Genomic DNA, 18,430 nt, shown 5'->3' on the forward strand with positions numbered 1-18,430 from the left:
AACGATTATCGGGCTACTTCAATATTCACCCGGCGACCTTTTATTGTATTACCTTCCATAGCGTCAACAACAAGTTTGGCTACATCTTTCGGCACGTCAACATACGTGAACTTGTCGAAGATATCGATGCTACCAATGCTGTTGCCCGGAATGTTAGCTTCACCTGCAATGGCGCCTACAATGTCGCCTGGTCGTACAAAGTCCTGTCGGCCGATGCTTACCATTAGGCGGGTCATGTTGGCCTCACGCTCACGAGGAGCCCGTTGATCATCACGCTCAAAAGCTGGCTTACGATCACCTCGTTCCGGTCCTTCAGACCGGCTACGGTCGCTGAATCGTGGACGCTCCGGTCCGTCGTTACGGCGGTCACCAAATCGTGAACCACCCCGGCTTGGTGCGTCATTACGACTACCCCGGCCATCGCGGTCTTCAAATCGTGAACTCGAACCACCCCGACGATCCTCAAAACGTCCGGCTCCTTCACCCCGTCCTCGTTCCGCAAACTTGTCGCGGCCACTCCGACGGTCGTCTTCCAGATTAAGGTTCTGGTCGGCAAATTCGTTCTTTTCCAGACCCATGCTGCGTTTCACTAAGGCGGCTACAATCTGCTCGGTCGAGAAACCTGCGTGTTGTAGTTGCGTCAATAAATCACCATATAGGTTCAGGTCTTTGCTTTCCTGAATTGTTAACTGCAATTGTTCGATGAAACGAGCCTTGCGAACACCAACGATATCTTCAAAGGATGGAATCACCCCTTTATCAACCTTAACTTTCGTATAAGTCTGAATTTCGCGGAAACGGTATTTCTCATCCCGACCGACAAACGAGAACGCCCGGCCCGATTTGCCAGCGCGGCCCGTCCGGCCAATACGGTGTACGTAATATTCTTCGTCAAGAGGGATATCGAAGTTAATAACAGCATCTACGTCATCAACATCAATACCACGAGCAGCTACGTCGGTAGCTACCAGGATGCTGGTTGTGCCCGCGCGGAATTTGCTCATCACATTATTACGTTGCGCCTGGCGTAGATCACCGTGTAACCCTTCGGCCTGATAGCCCCGGATTTGCAGATCTTCGACGATTTCGTCCACCTTGCGTTTCGTATTACAGAAAACCAGCAGTAGTTTAAGGTCATACATGTCGATCAAACGGCACATTACCTCAACTTTAGCCTTCGGTTTTACTTCGAAATAGACCTGCTCAATGTTCGTGTTTGTCAATTCTTTCTTGACAACTTTCACCAACACTGGATCTTTTTGGAATTTTTGGGTGATCTGTAGAATCGGCTTCGACATAGTAGCCGAGAACAGGATTGTCTGCCGTTCTTCGGGCATCTCTTCCAAAATGCTCTCAATGTCTTCGCGGAAACCCATGTCCAACATTTCGTCGGCTTCGTCAAGAATCATCATCTTAACGTTGCCAAGTTTGAGCGTATTCCGCTCCATGTGGTCCATAACGCGGCCAGGTGTACCAATTACAATATGCACACCGCTTTTGAGCGAGCGAATTTGCCGCTCGATAGAGTCACCACCGTAAATGGCTTCAATCCGTATTCCACGCTTATGTTTGGCGAGTTTACGGATCTCTTCAGATACCTGCACAGCCAGTTCACGGGTTGGGCAAAGGACAAGCGCTTGTACCGAACGATCTTGAACATCAATCAATTCCAGTGCTGGAATACCGAACGCGGCTGTTTTTCCGGTACCGGTTTGTGCTTGTCCAATTACGTCGCGACCTGCCAGGATTGGCGGAATAGCTTCAGCCTGAATTGGCGATGCGCTAACGAAGCCCATATCCGTAACAGCCTGTAGTATTTCGGCAGAAATATTTAAACTGGAAAATAATACCTGATTTGGATCGACCTTAGGGTGGTCTAACACGGTAGCTACGGGTTGTTCAGCAGCGGGGGTGTTTGTGGCAGTAGTTGTCGTTTCTTCAGCCGTTACAAGTGGTTCATCAGCAACGATGACAACTTTGTCGGCAAAACCTTCAGCAATAATTTCAGCTGATGAATCATCGAACGATGTTTCGGTAGCTGATTCAACTGCATCTTTCGCAACTTTCTTCTTAGGAACTTTCGCCGTTTTAGGTTCAGTAACTATAGCGTCGGCTGGAGCACCCGCACTAGCGGCCATTTCCATGGCTATTTTTTCAATGTCCAGAAGATCATCCTGATCAACTGATTTGGTTGTTTTCGTTTTCATTAACTTGGAAATGATTAAATAAATGAATCATCCAAGCGAAGACGAGTGTGTGCCGGTGAACGGCGCGATATATGTGAAAATTGCCCAACGAACGAAGCTGCCCCAACGACCCAACCAGGACCACCAACCCCCAAACCTTTTCAAGGGGGATAAAGACAACGAACCGGATCGACCGATTGACTATTAGCCCACGCGCAAGTGTCCCGCTCACGGCGGGACGTCCACACAGAAAACCCATCTTGTACATCCGTACATAAGCTCTGTCAGACCTAACTCAACGCGTAAAAAAGGAGAGAAACAGAGACGCGACGGATGTCGCTTGTAAAATCTGGTGCAAAAGTAAGGATAAACTAATCAGAAAGCAAGTGTATGCTTATATATATTGTATTTATCTGAGAAATAGACTGTCTAGGATATTCGTTACATTATTGTACGGGCCTCGTGCATATTTCACCTTATGACACCTACATTCGGAAAGTCTATCATTCTTATTGGCGCGATGATCGTGCTTGTTGGTATTGTTATTTACTTCTTTGGTGATAAGTTTAGTTGGTTGGGTCGTTTACCCGGTGATGTTCGGATTGACGGTAAAAACGGTGGAGGATTCTATTTTCCAATTGTGACCTGTATTGTGGTAAGTATACTACTAAACCTGCTTATCGCTCTGATCCGTCGTTTTTTCGGATAGTAGCCTGGCTAGATTTAGCTCCCTGATTTTCTTCGCTATAGGTTAGTTTGTTCAGGTAAAACACTTCGCGCTGAACTGCGTCGCGCTGCACGGTCGCCTTCGTTGACGCAGCTATTTTTTGAAAGCCACAAGCCAGAAAGTGACGACCATACCAGGCCATCAAATTATCTTGTGTTGAGAATGTTACTTTTTCATTCTCGGCATTCGTTCGCAGTTTAAATTTTTCGCTTTCTTTTAAAATTTTGCTACCCTGAATTACTTCTGTCGTGATTTCGCCATCATTTGGGTAAGCGAGTATTATCCGATCACTTTGCTGCGAGACCTGTACCATCTCCGTTAGATCGGTGCTGAGAAGTTCTTTGATAGGGAAACAGTTGTCCCACAGGAGTTTACCTTGCTTGTCGAAACCACAAATGAACGCATGTGTGTAACGGAAACCCTCGTAACGGTCGGTTCCACGCAGATAGCCGCCATAGGCAAGTGTATTGCCCCGGTATTGTGGGTAATATACTTCGGCTACAAGGGTGAGGCCGTCGGGTGTAACTTTCAGGTCATGTACCAGCAATTTGTAGCGAAATTTGTAATCTTTGCCTTCGTCTTTTTTCTTCTGCGCCCGTGCAAGCAGTTTTTGTTGACGCTGTGGTTTTAAGTAATTAAAGAAATTCTGAAGTTGCGAGAACTCAATATATTGGATCGTATTGATTGGTTCATTGGCGAGGGTATTTACCGAGTCCCCGTGATGGATGCGCGTCACGTAAATACCCTGCGAGTAAGGCGTACAATCGGTGGAGTAGTTTCCGACTAACAACGATTCATGTTGATTGACAGGTAACAGCTTCCCTGAAATCAGGCTGTTTTTAGCACCATCGAAATCTACTGTTCGCAGGAGTTTACTATCATAATTATAAGTTCGTATCGAAAACTTGCAACGACGTCTGATCGAATGCACTAGTACATTCACTTCCTGTCGGGCTTCGTCGAGTTCTAGGCTGCTGATCTCCATATGATTGACGTACATACCGGGAAGCACTTTCATTGTACGGTCGAAGAAAGAAAAGGCTACTACAACCGGGCGACCGTGGTGATAACCACCTATGTAAGCCTGACTACCCATGACCTTAAACTGGCGCACATCAAACTGGTCGAGTAGGTTACCGTCAAAGGTATCAATCACGCCATCGTCGAGGTGTAGCCGCAAAAACTGGAATTGCCCCGTGTCGTATTCACGAAAGAGATGATATACATACTGGTCAGTATCGTAAGTTGATACTGGCTTAAATTTAATATCCTGCTTAAATTCTGTCTGCCAAAGTCGTTTCAGATTGACGTCGTACTTCTGAAAACTGAGTTTGATAGGGGTGTTGTCAAGAAAACTGCCGGTCCTGATTGTCATCAATAAACCCCGTTCAGCCAGGGGTGTTACGTCAAATGCTTCGGCCTTATCCGGATCAGATGGAATTTCAATACGCAATGACTGCGCCAATTGCGCCCGCACTGGTAGAAGCCCAATATCCAAAAACAGCAGGCAAAATAGGTATAGGATACGAAGCATATAGTTGGGTTTGCCAGCAGATGGCCCGTTACAAAGTACGCTTTACGAAGTTAATGAGAATAGCTAACAAAAATCATACCTCGTGACGGAGACTCTTGCTTGGGGGTATACCGTTATGCTTGCCAGCGTTTTTTAAGAAAATCTTTCATAAATACATTCACATCCCACTGGCTGGTTACGGGTTGCTGTGTGTAAGGCAATGTGGGCAGATAACCCGCCGGACCAAATTCGCAGGTAACCGTCAGAATGGGGGCGTTCGCTTTTTGTAGCCGGTTGCGGATAGCATCCCACCATTTGGCGTGAGTTTCGAGAGCATTTTTCCATTCTGGCGCCCGTGGGTCATTCACTTGTGGTCCTTGGGGGTGACCCACCCGACAATGAATATGATCACTAACGGCAATCGCGCGATTTACGTTTTCAGCCTGATCGGTCAGGTATGACTCGGCTACGTTGACCCAGTGCGAATAATCGGCTGTCAGGCGCAATTCAGGAAGTTTAAGCAGGTAATATTGAATGGCAGGTGCACTATAGGAAAAACGGCCCCGGTGCGTTTCGTGCAGAATACGGACACCTGTTTGTTTTTGCACATCCATTGCCAGTTGAATTAACTCGGCATTTTGCTCGAATGTAAAATAGTCATGACCCGTATGAGCATTAATAAACAGCGGTTTGTAGGAGGCAATGTTAAGCAAATCATCGTGGTACTTTTTCTTGTGTTCCGAAAAATTACTTCCCTCCCCAAAAGCCATTAGAATTAATTCGAGACCATTATCGTGGGTAACCTGTACGGCCTCGTTGCGTTTGTCAGGTCCGGCAGAAATCTCCATACCGTCGTACCCGGCACTTTTTACACGTTTGGCGGCTTCCGTGTAAGAAAGGTTTTCCATGCCCCAGAACGGGCAAAAGAAGATAGTTTTCACGTTTTTTAGGGCTTAGTTTATTTGATAAAAGATGGTAGAAAAATGGCTGGAAAATTGCGTTCAGTGGCTTCTCATGACATCCATAACGTGGCAGCTCCTACTACTGTCCAGGTATCTTCTTTTTTTTCTAAGAAAACCAAGTAACCCGCTCCTGCTTTACCATCGCTTCTTTCAGAATAATAACACAAGGCTTTTTGCCTGTCTGTGGAATAAGCAACTTTGGAAAAGCTAATAATATCTCCAAAATTCTTGTAGTCATTTCTTAGCGTATAGAAGCCTCGATTCAGATGGTTCTCCTTACTAAAATAATAATCCTGCATTTTGGGCGACCACATTTCATTCTTACGGCATCTTAATTCGAGAGGATGACTGATCTCGTATTTGATAAACTGATTGGTGTCAACAGAAGCGATGAATGTTTTCCAACTCGGCTCTTTGTAAAACGTTGCTTGGGGCCGTGTCAAAAAGGATAACTGCTCTTCTGCCTTTACAAAGTTGAATTGAAACCCATATTTGCTTTTCTCCTCGGTAGTAGACTTGACAAATAGTAGATTGCCCTGGCGATAAGCATATTGAATGTCGCTGCATTTCGAGAAATCATTAGCTACCGCGGTATAGACCGAGTAGTCTGCTTCAGGTAAGACCGGATAATTGGTCTGCCCAAAAGTACTCTTCCAAAGAAATCCGAAAAAACTGGTCAGTATAAGAACCGTGTGCATCGGTTAACTTGCTTTCTAACTAGGTGAGATTGGAGCAATAGTAGCAATATTCCCCTAATATCCCCAACTTTACCCTTTGAAATCAGATAGGTTAGCCGGTCGCATTTTCGGTAAACTATTTCTTGAACGAATCCAAAAAACCATCCCTAATCATGAGCGAAGTAGCCACCCGTTTTGCCCCCGGCGTTGTGACCGGCGAAGGCGTCACCGAACTTTTCCGTCACGCCAACGAAAATGATTACGCCCTGCCCGCCGTCAATGTTGTTGGAACGGACTCCGTCAATGCGGTATTAGAAACGGCTAAAGTCGTTAACTCACCGGTAATCATTCAGTTCTCCAACGGTGGAGGTATTTTTTATGCTGGCAAGGCATTACCGAATGATAAACAGCAGGCAGCCATTGCGGGGTCTGTTTCGGGCGCTTTGCACGTTCATCATGTCGCTGAACTCTACGGCGTGCCGGTGATTCTGCATACCGACCATTGCGCCAAGAAACTCCTGCCCTGGATTGATGGCTTGCTCACAGCTGGTGAAAAGCACTTCGACCAAACGGGTAAGCCGCTATACTCGTCGCACATGCTCGACTTGTCGGAAGAGCCAATTGAGGAGAATATTGAAATCTGCTCGAAATATTTTGAGCGGATGGCCAAAATCGGCATGACACTTGAAATCGAACTTGGTGTAACGGGTGGCGAAGAAGATGGTGTTGACAATTCTGACGTTGACGACTCTAAACTCTATACACAGCCTTCCGAAGTGGCTTATGCCTATGAAGAACTGAGCAAAATTTCGCCAAACTTCACCATCGCGGCTGCCTTCGGAAATGTACATGGCGTTTACAAGCCGGGTAATGTGAAATTGTCGCCGGTTATTTTGGACAACTCGCAGAAATATATTCAGGAGAAATACGCTACAGGACCATTGCCAGTGAACTTCGTGTTTCACGGTGGGTCAGGCTCAAGCCGCGAAGAAATTCGGGAAGCTATCCGGTACGGTGCCGTGAAAATGAACCTCGATACCGATATGCAGTGGGCTATGTGGGAAGGTATTTTGAAATACTACAAAGCGAAAGAAGGGTATCTGCAATCGCAATTAGGCAGTCCTGAAGGTGCGGATTCGCCGAACAAAAAATACTATGATCCACGTGTGTGGCTTCGCAAAGGTGAAGAAAGCATGGTGCAACGGTTGAAAATTGCATTCGAAGATTTGAATTGCATCAATCGGCTGGCATAAACCAGTGTTCGATAGGTAAAATAGTCGGGGTAATTGATTGGCTAAATAGCCAATCAATTACCCTTTTTTATGAAAACTGCCTTTGTGAGATAATACACATAGTTGGCTTGTTTAATCTGGGTAGTTACCGTATAAATTAGTAGATAAAATAAGCTTATATATAATAAGTATTGAAAGGATGAATATCTCTGATAAACAGCCAATTATGGGTGAAAAAATAAAAAAATAAATGGTAAGTGTTTATACTTAAATACTGTTTTGTGAGCCCATTGGATATACCATTTATTGAAAAATAGCTGGTCAGAAAAGCCTCATCAAGAGTACCAGAAGATCACTAAAATTACCAGACAAATTTGTTAACTTTCAGAAAGATATAGTGCACTATATGATGTATTGTGGAAAAAATTGGGTTTTACTCGATTACTCTTTAATGTAGGTAGACAACTAAGGAGATTATCCATTTATTACATGATTGCGTTGTAAATTTAAGATAATTTTAATTTAGTATGGATTTAATCCGTTCCGCGTTACGTAAGCCTATTACGATCTTAGTGGTCGTGGCCAGCTTATTCTTCTTCGGTATTAACGCCGTTCGAACTATTAAGATTGACATATTCCCCAACCTGAATCTGCCGGTTATTTATATTTCTCAACCATTTGGTGGGTATACACCCAACCAGATGGAGGCATTTTTTGGTAAGCAGTATGTAAACTTACTGCTCTATGTAGCAGGAGTAAAAAGCATCGAAACCAAAAATATTCAGGGAATAACGCTGCTGAAGCTGTCCTTCTATGAAGGAACCAATATGGCCCAGGCGGCTGCCGAGGTGTCGGCCTATTCGAACCGGGCACAGGCGCAATTTCCGCCAGGTTCACAGCCGCCGTTTATTCTGCGTTTCGATGCATCGACCTTACCGGTTGGGCAATTGGTATTGAGTAGCCCCATTCGCAGTAACAATGAATTGCAGGATTTGGCCAACGTCTATATCCGTTCGGGTTTTACATCTATTCCGGGGTTGGTTTCCCCGGCTCCGTTTGGGGGCAACTCGCGTTCCATCGTTATTCGGGCTGATCCCGATTTGATGCGCTCGCACAACCTCACGCCCGATCAGGTGGTGGCCGCGCTACGGATCAATAACCAGGCAACACCCGCCGGAAACGTGCGCATTGGCGACTTGAATTATTTTACCCCGGCCAATACAACTATTCTAAATATAAAGGATTTCGGTAATATTCCGCTCTTTACCGGCACCGTTCAAAACCTGACGTTGAAGGATGTCGCGACCATTGAAGATGGGGCTGATATTACGCAGGGATATGTGTTGGTGAACGGAAAACGTTCGGTTTATCTGCCCATTACCAAGTCGTCGGATGCGTCGACCTGGGAAGTAGTTCAAAACTTGAAAGCGGCCTTGCCACGCTTTCAGGCCCTGTTGCCGGAAGATGTAAAGCTGACCTATACCTTCGATCAATCGGTTTATGTGATCAACGCCGTAGAAAGTCTGATGACGGAGGGCGGCATTGGAGCCATTCTGACGGGGCTTATGGTGCTGCTATTTTTAGGCGATGCGCGTGGGGCGTTGATCGTTATTATCACCATCCCGACCTGTATCATTTCGGGGGTGTTATTCCTGTCGTTATTCGGGCAGACCATCAATATCATGACGTTGAGCGGGCTGTCGCTGGCTATCGGGATTCTGGTCGATGAGAGCACGGTAACGATTGAAAACATTCACCAGCATATGGACATGGGCAAGCCAAAAGCACTGGCCATTTGGGATGCCTGTAAGGAAATCGCCTTCTCCAAACTCCTGATTCTGTTTTGTATTCTGGCCGTATTTGCGCCCGCTCTTACCATGACGGGTATACCGGGCGCGCTGTTTCTACCGCTTGCGCTTGCTATTGGCTTTTCCATGATCACGTCCTACCTAATGGCGCAGACGCTCGTTCCGGTGCTGGCCAACTGGATGATGAAAGACCATCCCCATGTTAGCAATGGTAAAGCGACCATTCACGAAGCCGTAAATGGGCATTTAATTAAGCCTAATGGAAAATTAAACGGCAATGGCAAAAGCGATCACGAGGACACACTTCAGGAAAAGCAGCAATTGGCCCATCGTATGGATCTCGATGGTGATGGAAAGATTAGTTTTTTCGAGCGTATCCGGGCGCGCTTTGTCCGATTTATCGGTCGAATGTTGCCTTTCCGTCAGCCTATTGTATTGGTTTATATAATCGGGTCACTGGGGTTAGCTGCCATACTTATAACGATAATTGGCCGGGATGTTTTGCCCCGAGGTAACGCCGGTCAGTTTCAGGTTCGTTTGCGGAATCCCGATGGTACCCGGCTCGAAAAGACCGAAGCTACCATGCTCAAAACCATTGATGTACTGAACGGGTTGGTGGGCAAAGAAAACGTCGAGATTACGTCGGCGATGGTGGGAATGCACGGTTCGCAGTTTTCAACGAGTCCGATTTACCTGTTTATGGCCGGGCCACAGGAGGGAGTTTTGCAGGTGAGTCTGAAAGAAGACTACGACGTTGATCTGGATAAGCTGAAAGACGATTTCAGAGCCAGCATGAAAAAGGCGTTGCCCGTTGTGAAGCTCTCCTTTGAACCCATCGAATTAACGGATAAGATCTTGAGTCAGGGGTCGCCAACGCCGATTGAGGTGAGGCTTATTGGCAAGAACAAAAAGCAGAATGAAGAGTACGCTAATAAAGTCATCGAAAAGCTGAACCATATTTCGTATCTGCGCGATGTGCAGATTGGGCAGGCCACGAAATACCCATCCATTAATGTGACAATCGATCGGGCGCGGGCCGCACAGTTAGGCACGGATATATCGGCCATTTCACGCTCGCTGGTTGCCGCTACATCATCGTCGCGCTATACCGAGAAAAGCGTTTGGATTGATCCTAAGTCGAGCCAGAGTTATAGCGTGCAGGTGCAGATTCCTGAAAACAGCATGAGGAGCGTGAACGATTTGGGCGAAATACCAATTTCACCGAATGCAAACCGGCCGGTTCTGAGCGATGTGGCTACGTTGCAAAAGGGAACGACCTATGGCGAAAACGACAACGTCGGCGCTATCCCGGTGCTGTCGGTAACGGCTAACATGAACGACATGGACTTAGGCACTGCCGCCACCGATGTTCAGAAGGCAATCAACTCAATTGGTGAACTTCCTCGCGGATTAACTATAAAAATGCAGGGTTTAACTGAGGTGTTAATTGATACACTCGACAGCCTGCAAACGGGTTTGTTAACCGCCATTGTCGTTATTTTTCTGATGCTGGCGGCCAATTTCCAGTCGTTTAAGGTTTCGCTAGTGGTTTTATGTACAGTGCCTGCGGTATTGGTTGGTTCGCTGGCATTGCTGATGCTGACCGGCTCTACGCTTAACCTGCAATCGTACATGGGCATGATTATGTCGGTGGGGGTATCCATTTCCAACGCGGTGCTGATGGTGACGAATGCCGAAGATCTGCGCATGCGCAACGGCGGTAATGCACTACTGGCGGCACGAGAAGCTGCGTCGGTGCGGATGCGCCCTATCCTGATGACCAGCGTAGCGATGGTCGTGGGGATGATTCCGATGGCGTCTGGCTTGGGTGAAGGCGGCTCACAGGCGGCTCCACTGGGACGTGCCGTTATTGGCGGTCTGATTGCTTCGACCTTTGCCGCCCTATTTATTCTGCCCCTAGTGTTTGCCTGGGTACAGGGTAAAACATCGACTGAATCCGTATCGCTTGATCCTGAAGATAAAGACAGTAAATTCTATATTCCAACCCCGTATGAAACGGCCAATTAATAAGTCATTCCCTGCTGTAGTAACTGTATTCGGAAGCCTGCTTCTGCTCGGTTCGTTGAGCGGTTGTCATTCGTCCGAAGGTAAAGAGGGGAAAAAAAAGGAAGAAGCGAAGACCGTTGAGGCACCGGCCACCGTCGAGGTGTTTTCGTTACAACGCGGCAAGTTATCATCGTCGTTGCAAGTGCCGGGCGAACTGGTTGCGTTTCGAGATGTCGATATCTATGCGAAAGTAAGTGGCTATATCAAATCATTGAATGTCGATGTGGGTTCTGAAGTGAAGCAAGGGCAATTGCTGGCGTTGGCTGAAGCCCCTGAATTAAGTGCTCAATTATCTTCGGCTGACTCAAAACTTAAAGCGCAGGAAGCACTTTCTATTGCTACTAAAGCCAACTACGAGCGGATTCTGGAAGCTAGTAAATTCTCCGGAGCCGTCTCGAAAAACGATGTCGACCAGGCGCTGGCCAAGCGAAATGCCGATCTTGCTCAACTGGAAGCCGCAAAATCAGCCTATCGCGAGGTGGCCGATCTGAAAAAATACCTGGAAATTCGTGCCCCTTTCAATGGAATTATCAGCGCGCGGAACGCCAGCACTGGCGCTTATATCGGACCCTCAGGCAAGGGCTCGGAATTTCCATTATTTGTATTGACGGAGCAAAAGAAACTGCGTTTAGTTATTTCGGTTCCTGAAGCCTATACGGGCTATGTCAATCTGAACGATCAGGTTACCTTTAACGTCAAAGCGTTTCCTGATCAAAAATTTACCGGGCAAGTAAAACGGCAGGCGGGGGCTTTAGATAAACGGCTTCGGTCGGAGCGGGTAGAAGTCGATGTAATTAACAACGATAAAAAGCTACTACCTGGAATGATTGCCGAAGTTAACGTGCCATTGCCAACGAAAAACAACACCTTCATTGTCCCAAAATCGGCCATTGTCAATGGAACAACCGGCGTTTTTGTGATTAAGGTTATCAATCGTAAAGCTGAATGGGTTCCGGTGAAAAGAGGCCTTGAGGCCGATGAGAAAGTGGAACTATTTGGTCCCCTTCAGGAAGGGGATCAACTAATTATGTCGGCTAACGAAGAGATTCGGGACGGGTCATCAGTTAATGTGAAGTAATGCCGCGTTTTAAATAGTCAAAATAATAGGTTACCAAAGTAAACTATGGGAGCTTTTTTGTTCCTCCGACGCAGGTGGAATCCTACGAATTAGGTAAGATTCCGCCTGCGTCGGAAGGACAAAATTCATTTCACATACCCCAATTTGCGGGGAATGGTATAGATCTCCGTTTGCCGTCCGTCGATGTAGCGGAATGTTTTACCATCAAAAAAGCCATCTTCTTCGAGCATAATACGCACTACTTTTTTCCATTCAGGAATCTCTACGGCTGCGTTGAGTTCAATAGAGTAGGCTGTATTTGCCAACAACGGGTAATCGCCGGGACCGGGAACGCCCTTCTGCTGATCCCAGAGGCCAATCGTTGGCCCGGCTGCGTGGCCGTGAACGCCAATCGGGTGCGAGTAAATTGTGCCGTTAATGCCTTCCTTTTTTGACTGTTCCAAGGCTGCCAGAAGCATCTGATTCCCCGTTTTACCGGCGCTAAACTGCTCAGTAAGAATTTCCTGTAACCGATTCCCTTGTTTGAAGGCGGCTTTAATTACATCAGGAACGTCGGTTTCGCCGGGACGCAAAACATAGGCATGTTGTTGCTGATCCGTGTTTAGGCGCAGATAAGTTATCCCGAAATCAACGTGGAGTAAATCACCGGGCAAAATAACTTGCTTGTCAGGTCGCTTTGAGAACGTACGCAAGTGGTTAAAGTCTTCCTTGTCAGCGCGTTGCACGTCAACTGTCGGATGGAACCATGTACTTAAACCCAAATCTGTGATGCGCTGACGGAACCACCAAACCACATCATCAGTGGTTGTAACGCCCGGTTGGATAACCTGTTCCGAGAAGCCCTCCTGAATAATCTGGTGCGATAACCGGCAGATGAGCGGATAAAGTGCCATCTCTTTTTCGGTGCGGGTTTCGAGCCAGCCAACGGCTACTTTCTCCGCCGAAACAATACGCTTTTGATAGTCTTCGGGTAGTTTTTTGAGAAATTGTTCATGTTCAGAAAAGGAAAGCCCATCAGCATGGCCGTAATTAGTGGACATATTCAGGCCAATTTTCTTCGGTTTTCTGTCCTCAATAATCTTCGCCAGTGCTTCCCATTGGTTAGGCCGAACATCGATATCCCAGGCACCTTTGAGCAGGTTGCCTACATCGTAACGGGCAATAGCCAGTTTTTCAACGCCTTTATCACCACCCTGATCGAAGAACACGATAATTGTTCGTCGGCGGGCCGAGAGCCACGTACTCGGCAGCATTGTCCGTAAAACGGGATCTTCGTTATATTCACGGGAGATGATAATCCACATATCCAGTCCCTCGCGACGCATAAGTTGTGGCAGGAAGTTAGTAAAACGATCGTCCAGAATTTCGTCGACAACCCGTGACCGGTCTCGTTCAGACAAAATAGTAGACGGGGAGGCAACCTGGGCGTTGGCGGTTGATAAGAATAATAAAAATGTGAATAATTTAATGAGGAAGTGTACTGGTTTGTGCATATAATTCAGGTTGTGAGCAGTTTGAAGCAAGATACGCAAAGACATTATAGTTTTTTAACAATAAGCTCAGACAACGTTTTTATTCCTGTGTGCATCTTGCCTTTACTGAAGAACGCTTTTTTCTTCCTGATGAAAATGGTTACACATTGAAAAAATAAAGGCTATAGTTCGTTTAACAAGTAGATTCGCACGATTGCCAAGACCATCATTGCATGAAATACTCAGTACTACTTTTAATTGCTTTCTTTTTTTCAACATTTGCTAGCGCACAAACCGGCCTGCGCGGCACGGTCAAAAACGGGCAGGGCGAAGCGTTACCCTTCGCGGGTGTACTTGTAAAAGGCTCTTCTAAAGGCACAATTACGAATGCCGAAGGAAAGTATGAAATCGTACTTGCGCCAGGAAAATATGATATTGGTTTTCAATATCTGGGATTTCAGACGATTCAGAAATCCGTTGAGATAGGTACGGGTTTTACCACCTTAGATGCCACGCTGGAAGAACAAGCTCTCCGGCTGGCCGAAGTGCAAACTAAAGCGGGTAATGAAGACCCCGCTTACACGATCATGCGACGGGCCATCGCCAAAAGCCGGTTTCATCAGTTGCAGGTACAGCGGTTCAACGCGCGGGTTTATACCAAGTCATCATTTACGGTAGTTGACTTGCCCAATCTGGCCGAAATGGCGTTTCGGAAGCAATTGAAAGAAGCCGAACGGGAAGCCAACTTTAAAGTGGGCGTACCAATGCTGAACGAAACCGTAGCCGAAGTGTCGTTCAGTCAGCCGAATACGTTTCGACAACGAATCATTGCAAACCGCAACTCGCAGGGCGATTTCCTGAGTCCGAACCAATTTTATAACGCCAGTTTCTATAATCCAACTATCGCCGGTACTGTTTCACCCTTATCGCCGAAAGCTTTTGCCTACTACAAATTTGAGTATAAAGGCACGTTTCGGGAGCCGGGTCCGGATGGGAAAGTAGTGGAGGTTAGTAAAATTCAGGTCATTCCCCGCCAATATGGCGAGGGCGTTTTTCGGGGAACAATTTATATTCTTGAGAACACCTGGGCTATTCATAGTTTGCAGTTGGAGACTGTCAATAACATTGGTATTTCAATTACGATCCGGCACATGTGCAGCCCCATACAAGGCGTCTGGATGCCAACGAATCAGCGTTATGAAGGGAGCGGAACATACCTTGGCGTAAAAGCAAAGGGCTATTATATCCGTAACCTGACATTTAGTGAATTTGTCGTGAATCCTGCGTTTGTTGAAGATATTGAAGTTACTGACGAAAAGAAGGCCCCGCCCGCTCAAACACTCTCGAAGAGTGACATTAAGGGCAAGCAATTCGACGATTTAGTGAAGAAACAAAAGGAGTTCTCAACGAAAAATCTACGTCAGCTTGTCAAAGAATATGAAAAGCAGGAGAAACAAGCTCGTAAGAATCGCAAGGAAGATGTAACTGTCGTGCGCGATGATTCGCTCGTGGTCGACACGCTGGCTCGTAAACGTTCGAACGTTTTCTGGGATTCACTCAGGTCGGTGCCGCTTACCACCGCTGAGATCAAAAGTTACCATAAAGCGGATAGTCTTGGGCTAATACACGAAATAAAGACACCTAGCCAGATTGCTAGTGGAGACACGGCTCGGCGCGACAGTACGAAAAAGAAATCGACCAACAAGTTTTCGCCAGGCCAACTATTGAGCGGTCATACATGGCGACTGACTAAACAGAGTTCCTTGATCTACACCAGTCCACTAGCACGAATCGAGTATAATACCGTTGAAGGGTATACGCTTGAGGGAGCGTTGAATTTACGTTACCGCGCGAAAGTAGATTCCATCAGTCGGTTTAGACAAATTCCGCTCGGCGAGTGGAACATTGGTGGTACCGGGCGGTATCAGTTTGGGCGTAAGCAGTTTGTCGGCTATGGGCGAGCCAGTTACCAGTATAAAACAACGCTGCTTAGCGTGACAGGCGGGCGGTATTTGTATCAATTTAATCCTGATAATCCCATAAGCCCATTTCTGAACTCTATAACGACACTGTTTTTTGAGCAGAATTTTGCGAAACTTTATCAAAAAGATTTTCTGAATTTAACCGTTAATGCGTCGCCGTTTGATAACCGCATCGTGCTGACAGGTAGTTTGGAATATGCTCAGCGTAGCGAATTGACCAATTATAGAGAAGACATCAAACCCTGGATTAACTGGAGTAACCGGACGTTTACACCCAATCGTCCGGAAAACGATGAAGTGGCTAGTACAGCTTTTCCAACTCATAATGCCTTGCTTCTTAACCTGACGGCTTCGGCGCGGCTAGGGGCCATGCAATATACTATTCGCAACGGTCGGCGAATTACCCGACGTGATAACGAAAGCCCGCTGCTAACCGTAAATTATCGCAAAGGCATGGCCGATGTCAACTATGATTTTTTGCAAGCGACTATTAATCATTCATTTGAGACAGGCATTCGAAGCCGGTTAAATTATCAACTCAGTGCCGGGGCATTTCTAAATGACCGCCAAGTATACTTCCCTGACTTTAAGCACTTCGCGGGGAATCAGTTTTTCTTCCAGCAGGGCGATGCTGTGTCGAGTTTTAGATTGTTACCATATTACCAGAATAGTACAGCAAAACGCTTTGCCGAAGCCCACGTTTTGGCTGAGTTTCGTAAGTTTCTGGTTACGCAGTTAACGGTGGTTCGGTTACTTGGCTTAAAAGAAAATCTGTTCGTTCACTATCTCTATACCCCAGCCTCAAAGCATTATACCGAAGTTGGATATGGGTTAGATGGCTTGATTCCACAGGTGCTGCCCTTTTTTCGGGTAGAAGTCATTTCGCAATGGCAGGACGCTACCTATCGGGGCTTAGGCTTTAGAATTGGTACAACGCTAAAATTTGGCCGGTGATATCGTCTTGTTTTAATGGGCTGGCGAACTTGATACGTTGACCCTTTGTGAACAAATACGTGTAAATAGTTCAATTAACTAACAGACTAGTAAAACGGAGGTAACACTCACGTCATTGGCGACGCCGTACTTTGCGGAAACCAATGTAGGCATGAATCGTCGGGACGTAGTTAGACGAGTGGGGGCGGGCCTTGCGGCTCTTTCAGTAAACAAATTGGCATCTGCCCATGCCGTAACAGCGCCTAAACAACGGGTATTGCGAATTGCGCATCTCACCGATATTCATATGCAGCCGCTAATTGGCGCGGCTAAGGGTTTCGAAAAATGCCTTCACCACGCACAAAGTCTAGCCGATAAACCTGACCTGATTATCAATGGTGGTGATGCCATTATGGAAGCTCACGGTCGGGGGAAAGATAGCGTTAGTCGGCAATGGCGGCTCTATCAGGATATTCTTCGCAGTGAAAATAACTTGCCATTACTAAGTTGTGTCGGTAATCATGACATCTGGTGTCGTCAGGAAACGAAGGTTTGCTTTGAAGCAGGACGACAGTGGGCAATGGATGAGTTTCAGATGGCGAAACGTTATTACAGCATCGATCGCAACGGCTGGCACATTATAGTCTTGGATAGTGTACAACCAAAAGCTGATGGAAGTTGGTATACGGCTCATTTAGATGATGAACAAGTCCACTGGCTTGAAGCCGATTTACAAGCTACGCCCACAGAAACACCAATTCTGGTTGTTTCGCACATACCGATTCTAGCGGCTTGCGTGTTTTTTGATGGTCAGCGCTTCACGGACGAAAACTGGTCTATACCCGCTCGTTGGATGCATAGTGATACGGTTCGCCTTACAAACCTGTTTCATCGTCACCCGAATGTAAAGGCTGCCTTAAGCGGGCATATTCACTTAGTGGACCGGGTTGATTACAATGGCGTTTCCTATTTCTGCAATGGAGCCGTTAGCGGAGCCTGGTGGTTTGGTAAATACCAACACACAGCAGCGGGTTATGCCGTTGTCGATTTGTTTGATGATGGGTCTGTTACAAACACGTATGTGACTTATTAGGTTATAGTGGCATAGACGTTCCGTACGTGTGCTGCAGGCTAGTTTACGAGGCCACACAGTTAGCCCGAGGCTGCACAGACAGGATGTTCGTGCTACATTATGCAAAATATCAAAGACTTATTTGATGTATTTCCACGCCCCGGCCGGGTGGAGTGGATTGGTATTCGACCTGAACGGCGCAGTCCGGTGGAGGTTGTTGATTCTATAGATATATCAGAAAAAAAAGGAATTACCGGCGATCATTATAGCGGGCAAAGTGGCAACCGCCACATAACGATCATTCAGGCTGAGCACCTGCCCGTTGTAGCCGCTTTAACGGGTCGTGAAATTCTTGATCCGGCTCTCCTTCGTCGCAATATTGTGGTATCGGGTCTCAACTTGTTGGCGCTTAAAGACCATCAAATTCAGATCGGCGATACTATTCTTCAAATTACCGGCCAATGCCATCCCTGCTCCAAAATGGAAACCGCTCTTGGGCCGGGTGGTTACAACGCCATGCGCGGCCACGGTGGACTAACGGCCAAAGTGATAAAAGGTGGTGTGATAAAGGTAAGAGATGAGGTTTTTGTACGTATGGAATTACAAGTTTAATTTACTGGCTACCAGACATATAACTAATATATAGATTTTACAGGTGCCATATCCTTCCTTGAACTACAGTCAGTCGTCTAACCAAACTTGGTAACACTAGCAAACGGAA

The 18,430-nt window shown here is 46.6% G+C and carries 13 protein-coding genes; 8 read left to right on the forward strand and 5 right to left on the reverse strand.

Annotated features, from left to right (window positions below):
• Window positions 1–5: 5 nt before the first annotated feature.
• Window positions 6–2,207 carry a DEAD/DEAH box helicase gene (locus tag ACFS25_RS12580; RefSeq protein WP_381500982.1) on the reverse strand — a complete coding sequence of 734 codons (2,202 nt, stop codon included), beginning with the start codon at window positions 2,205–2,207 and terminating at the stop codon, window positions 6–8.
• Window positions 2,208–2,229: 22 nt separating this feature from the next.
• Here ACFS25_RS12580 and ACFS25_RS12585 point away from each other — a divergent pair, with 22 nt between their 5' ends.
• The gene (locus tag ACFS25_RS12585; protein WP_381500984.1) at window positions 2,230–2,394 is read left to right on the forward strand and encodes a hypothetical protein; all 165 of its coding nucleotides are present in this window, start codon (window positions 2,230–2,232) and stop codon (window positions 2,392–2,394) included.
• Window positions 2,395–2,664: 270 nt separating this feature from the next.
• Entirely contained in the window at window positions 2,665–2,895 is a 231-nt protein-coding gene (locus ACFS25_RS12590) for a DUF2905 domain-containing protein (RefSeq protein WP_381500987.1), read from the forward strand.
• Here ACFS25_RS12590 and ACFS25_RS12595 read toward each other — a convergent pair.
• The 3 genes from ACFS25_RS12595 to ACFS25_RS12605 all read right to left on the reverse strand — a co-directional run bounded on the left by ACFS25_RS12595 (window position 2,864) and on the right by ACFS25_RS12605 (window position 6,086).
• Window positions 2,864–4,447 (reverse strand): hypothetical protein, encoded by a 1,584-nt coding sequence (locus ACFS25_RS12595; RefSeq protein ID WP_381500992.1) that lies wholly within the window; start codon window positions 4,445–4,447, stop codon window positions 2,864–2,866. The genes ACFS25_RS12590 and ACFS25_RS12595 overlap by 32 nt on opposite strands.
• Window positions 4,448–4,560: 113 nt before the next feature.
• Complete coding sequence (locus tag ACFS25_RS12600) at window positions 4,561–5,367, reverse strand: sugar phosphate isomerase/epimerase (RefSeq protein ID WP_381500995.1); 807 nt, start codon at window positions 5,365–5,367, stop codon at window positions 4,561–4,563.
• 71 nt (window positions 5,368–5,438) lie between these two features.
• A complete protein-coding gene (locus ACFS25_RS12605) occupies window positions 5,439–6,086 on the reverse strand; it encodes a hypothetical protein (RefSeq protein WP_381500997.1) in 648 nt (215 codons plus the stop codon).
• A 152-nt stretch (window positions 6,087–6,238) separates the two neighbouring features.
• Here ACFS25_RS12605 and fbaA point away from each other — a divergent pair, with 152 nt between their 5' ends.
• From fbaA to ACFS25_RS12620, 3 genes are all read left to right on the forward strand, one after another.
• A complete protein-coding gene (fbaA, locus tag ACFS25_RS12610) occupies window positions 6,239–7,318 on the forward strand; it encodes a class II fructose-bisphosphate aldolase (protein ID WP_381500999.1) in 1,080 nt (359 codons plus the stop codon).
• A 506-nt stretch (window positions 7,319–7,824) separates the two neighbouring features.
• Window positions 7,825–11,133, forward strand: a complete 3,309-nt coding sequence (locus tag ACFS25_RS12615) for an efflux RND transporter permease subunit (protein WP_381501001.1) — start codon at window positions 7,825–7,827, stop codon at window positions 11,131–11,133.
• Window positions 11,117–12,250: an efflux RND transporter periplasmic adaptor subunit gene (locus ACFS25_RS12620; protein WP_381501002.1), complete on the forward strand. Its 1,134-nt coding sequence runs from the start codon at window positions 11,117–11,119 to the stop codon at window positions 12,248–12,250. Before ACFS25_RS12615 ends, ACFS25_RS12620 begins: the two co-directional genes overlap by 17 nt.
• A 125-nt stretch (window positions 12,251–12,375) precedes the next feature.
• Here the strand turns inward: ACFS25_RS12620 and ACFS25_RS12625 are convergent, their stop codons facing one another.
• On the reverse strand, window positions 12,376–13,743 hold the full coding sequence (locus tag ACFS25_RS12625; RefSeq protein ID WP_381501004.1) for a M24 family metallopeptidase: 1,368 nt from the start codon (window positions 13,741–13,743) through the stop codon (window positions 12,376–12,378).
• A 212-nt stretch (window positions 13,744–13,955) separates the two neighbouring features.
• Between ACFS25_RS12625 and ACFS25_RS12630 the strand changes: the two genes are divergently transcribed.
• The 3 genes from ACFS25_RS12630 (at window position 13,956) to ACFS25_RS12640 (ending at window position 18,321) form a co-directional block, all read left to right on the forward strand.
• Window positions 13,956–16,658, forward strand: a complete 2,703-nt coding sequence (locus ACFS25_RS12630; protein WP_381501006.1) for a DUF5686 and carboxypeptidase regulatory-like domain-containing protein — start codon at window positions 13,956–13,958, stop codon at window positions 16,656–16,658.
• Window positions 16,659–16,809: 151 nt separating this feature from the next.
• Window positions 16,810–17,730, forward strand: a complete 921-nt coding sequence (locus ACFS25_RS12635; RefSeq protein WP_381501008.1) for a metallophosphoesterase family protein — start codon at window positions 16,810–16,812, stop codon at window positions 17,728–17,730.
• A gap of 99 nt (window positions 17,731–17,829) precedes the next feature.
• Window positions 17,830–18,321: an MOSC domain-containing protein gene (locus ACFS25_RS12640; protein WP_381501010.1), complete on the forward strand. Its 492-nt coding sequence runs from the start codon at window positions 17,830–17,832 to the stop codon at window positions 18,319–18,321.
• Window positions 18,322–18,430 lie beyond the last annotated feature (109 nt).

Source organism: Spirosoma flavum, from assembly GCF_042686045.1.
Classification (GTDB): Bacteria; Bacteroidota; Bacteroidia; order Cytophagales; family Spirosomataceae; genus Spirosoma; species Spirosoma flavum.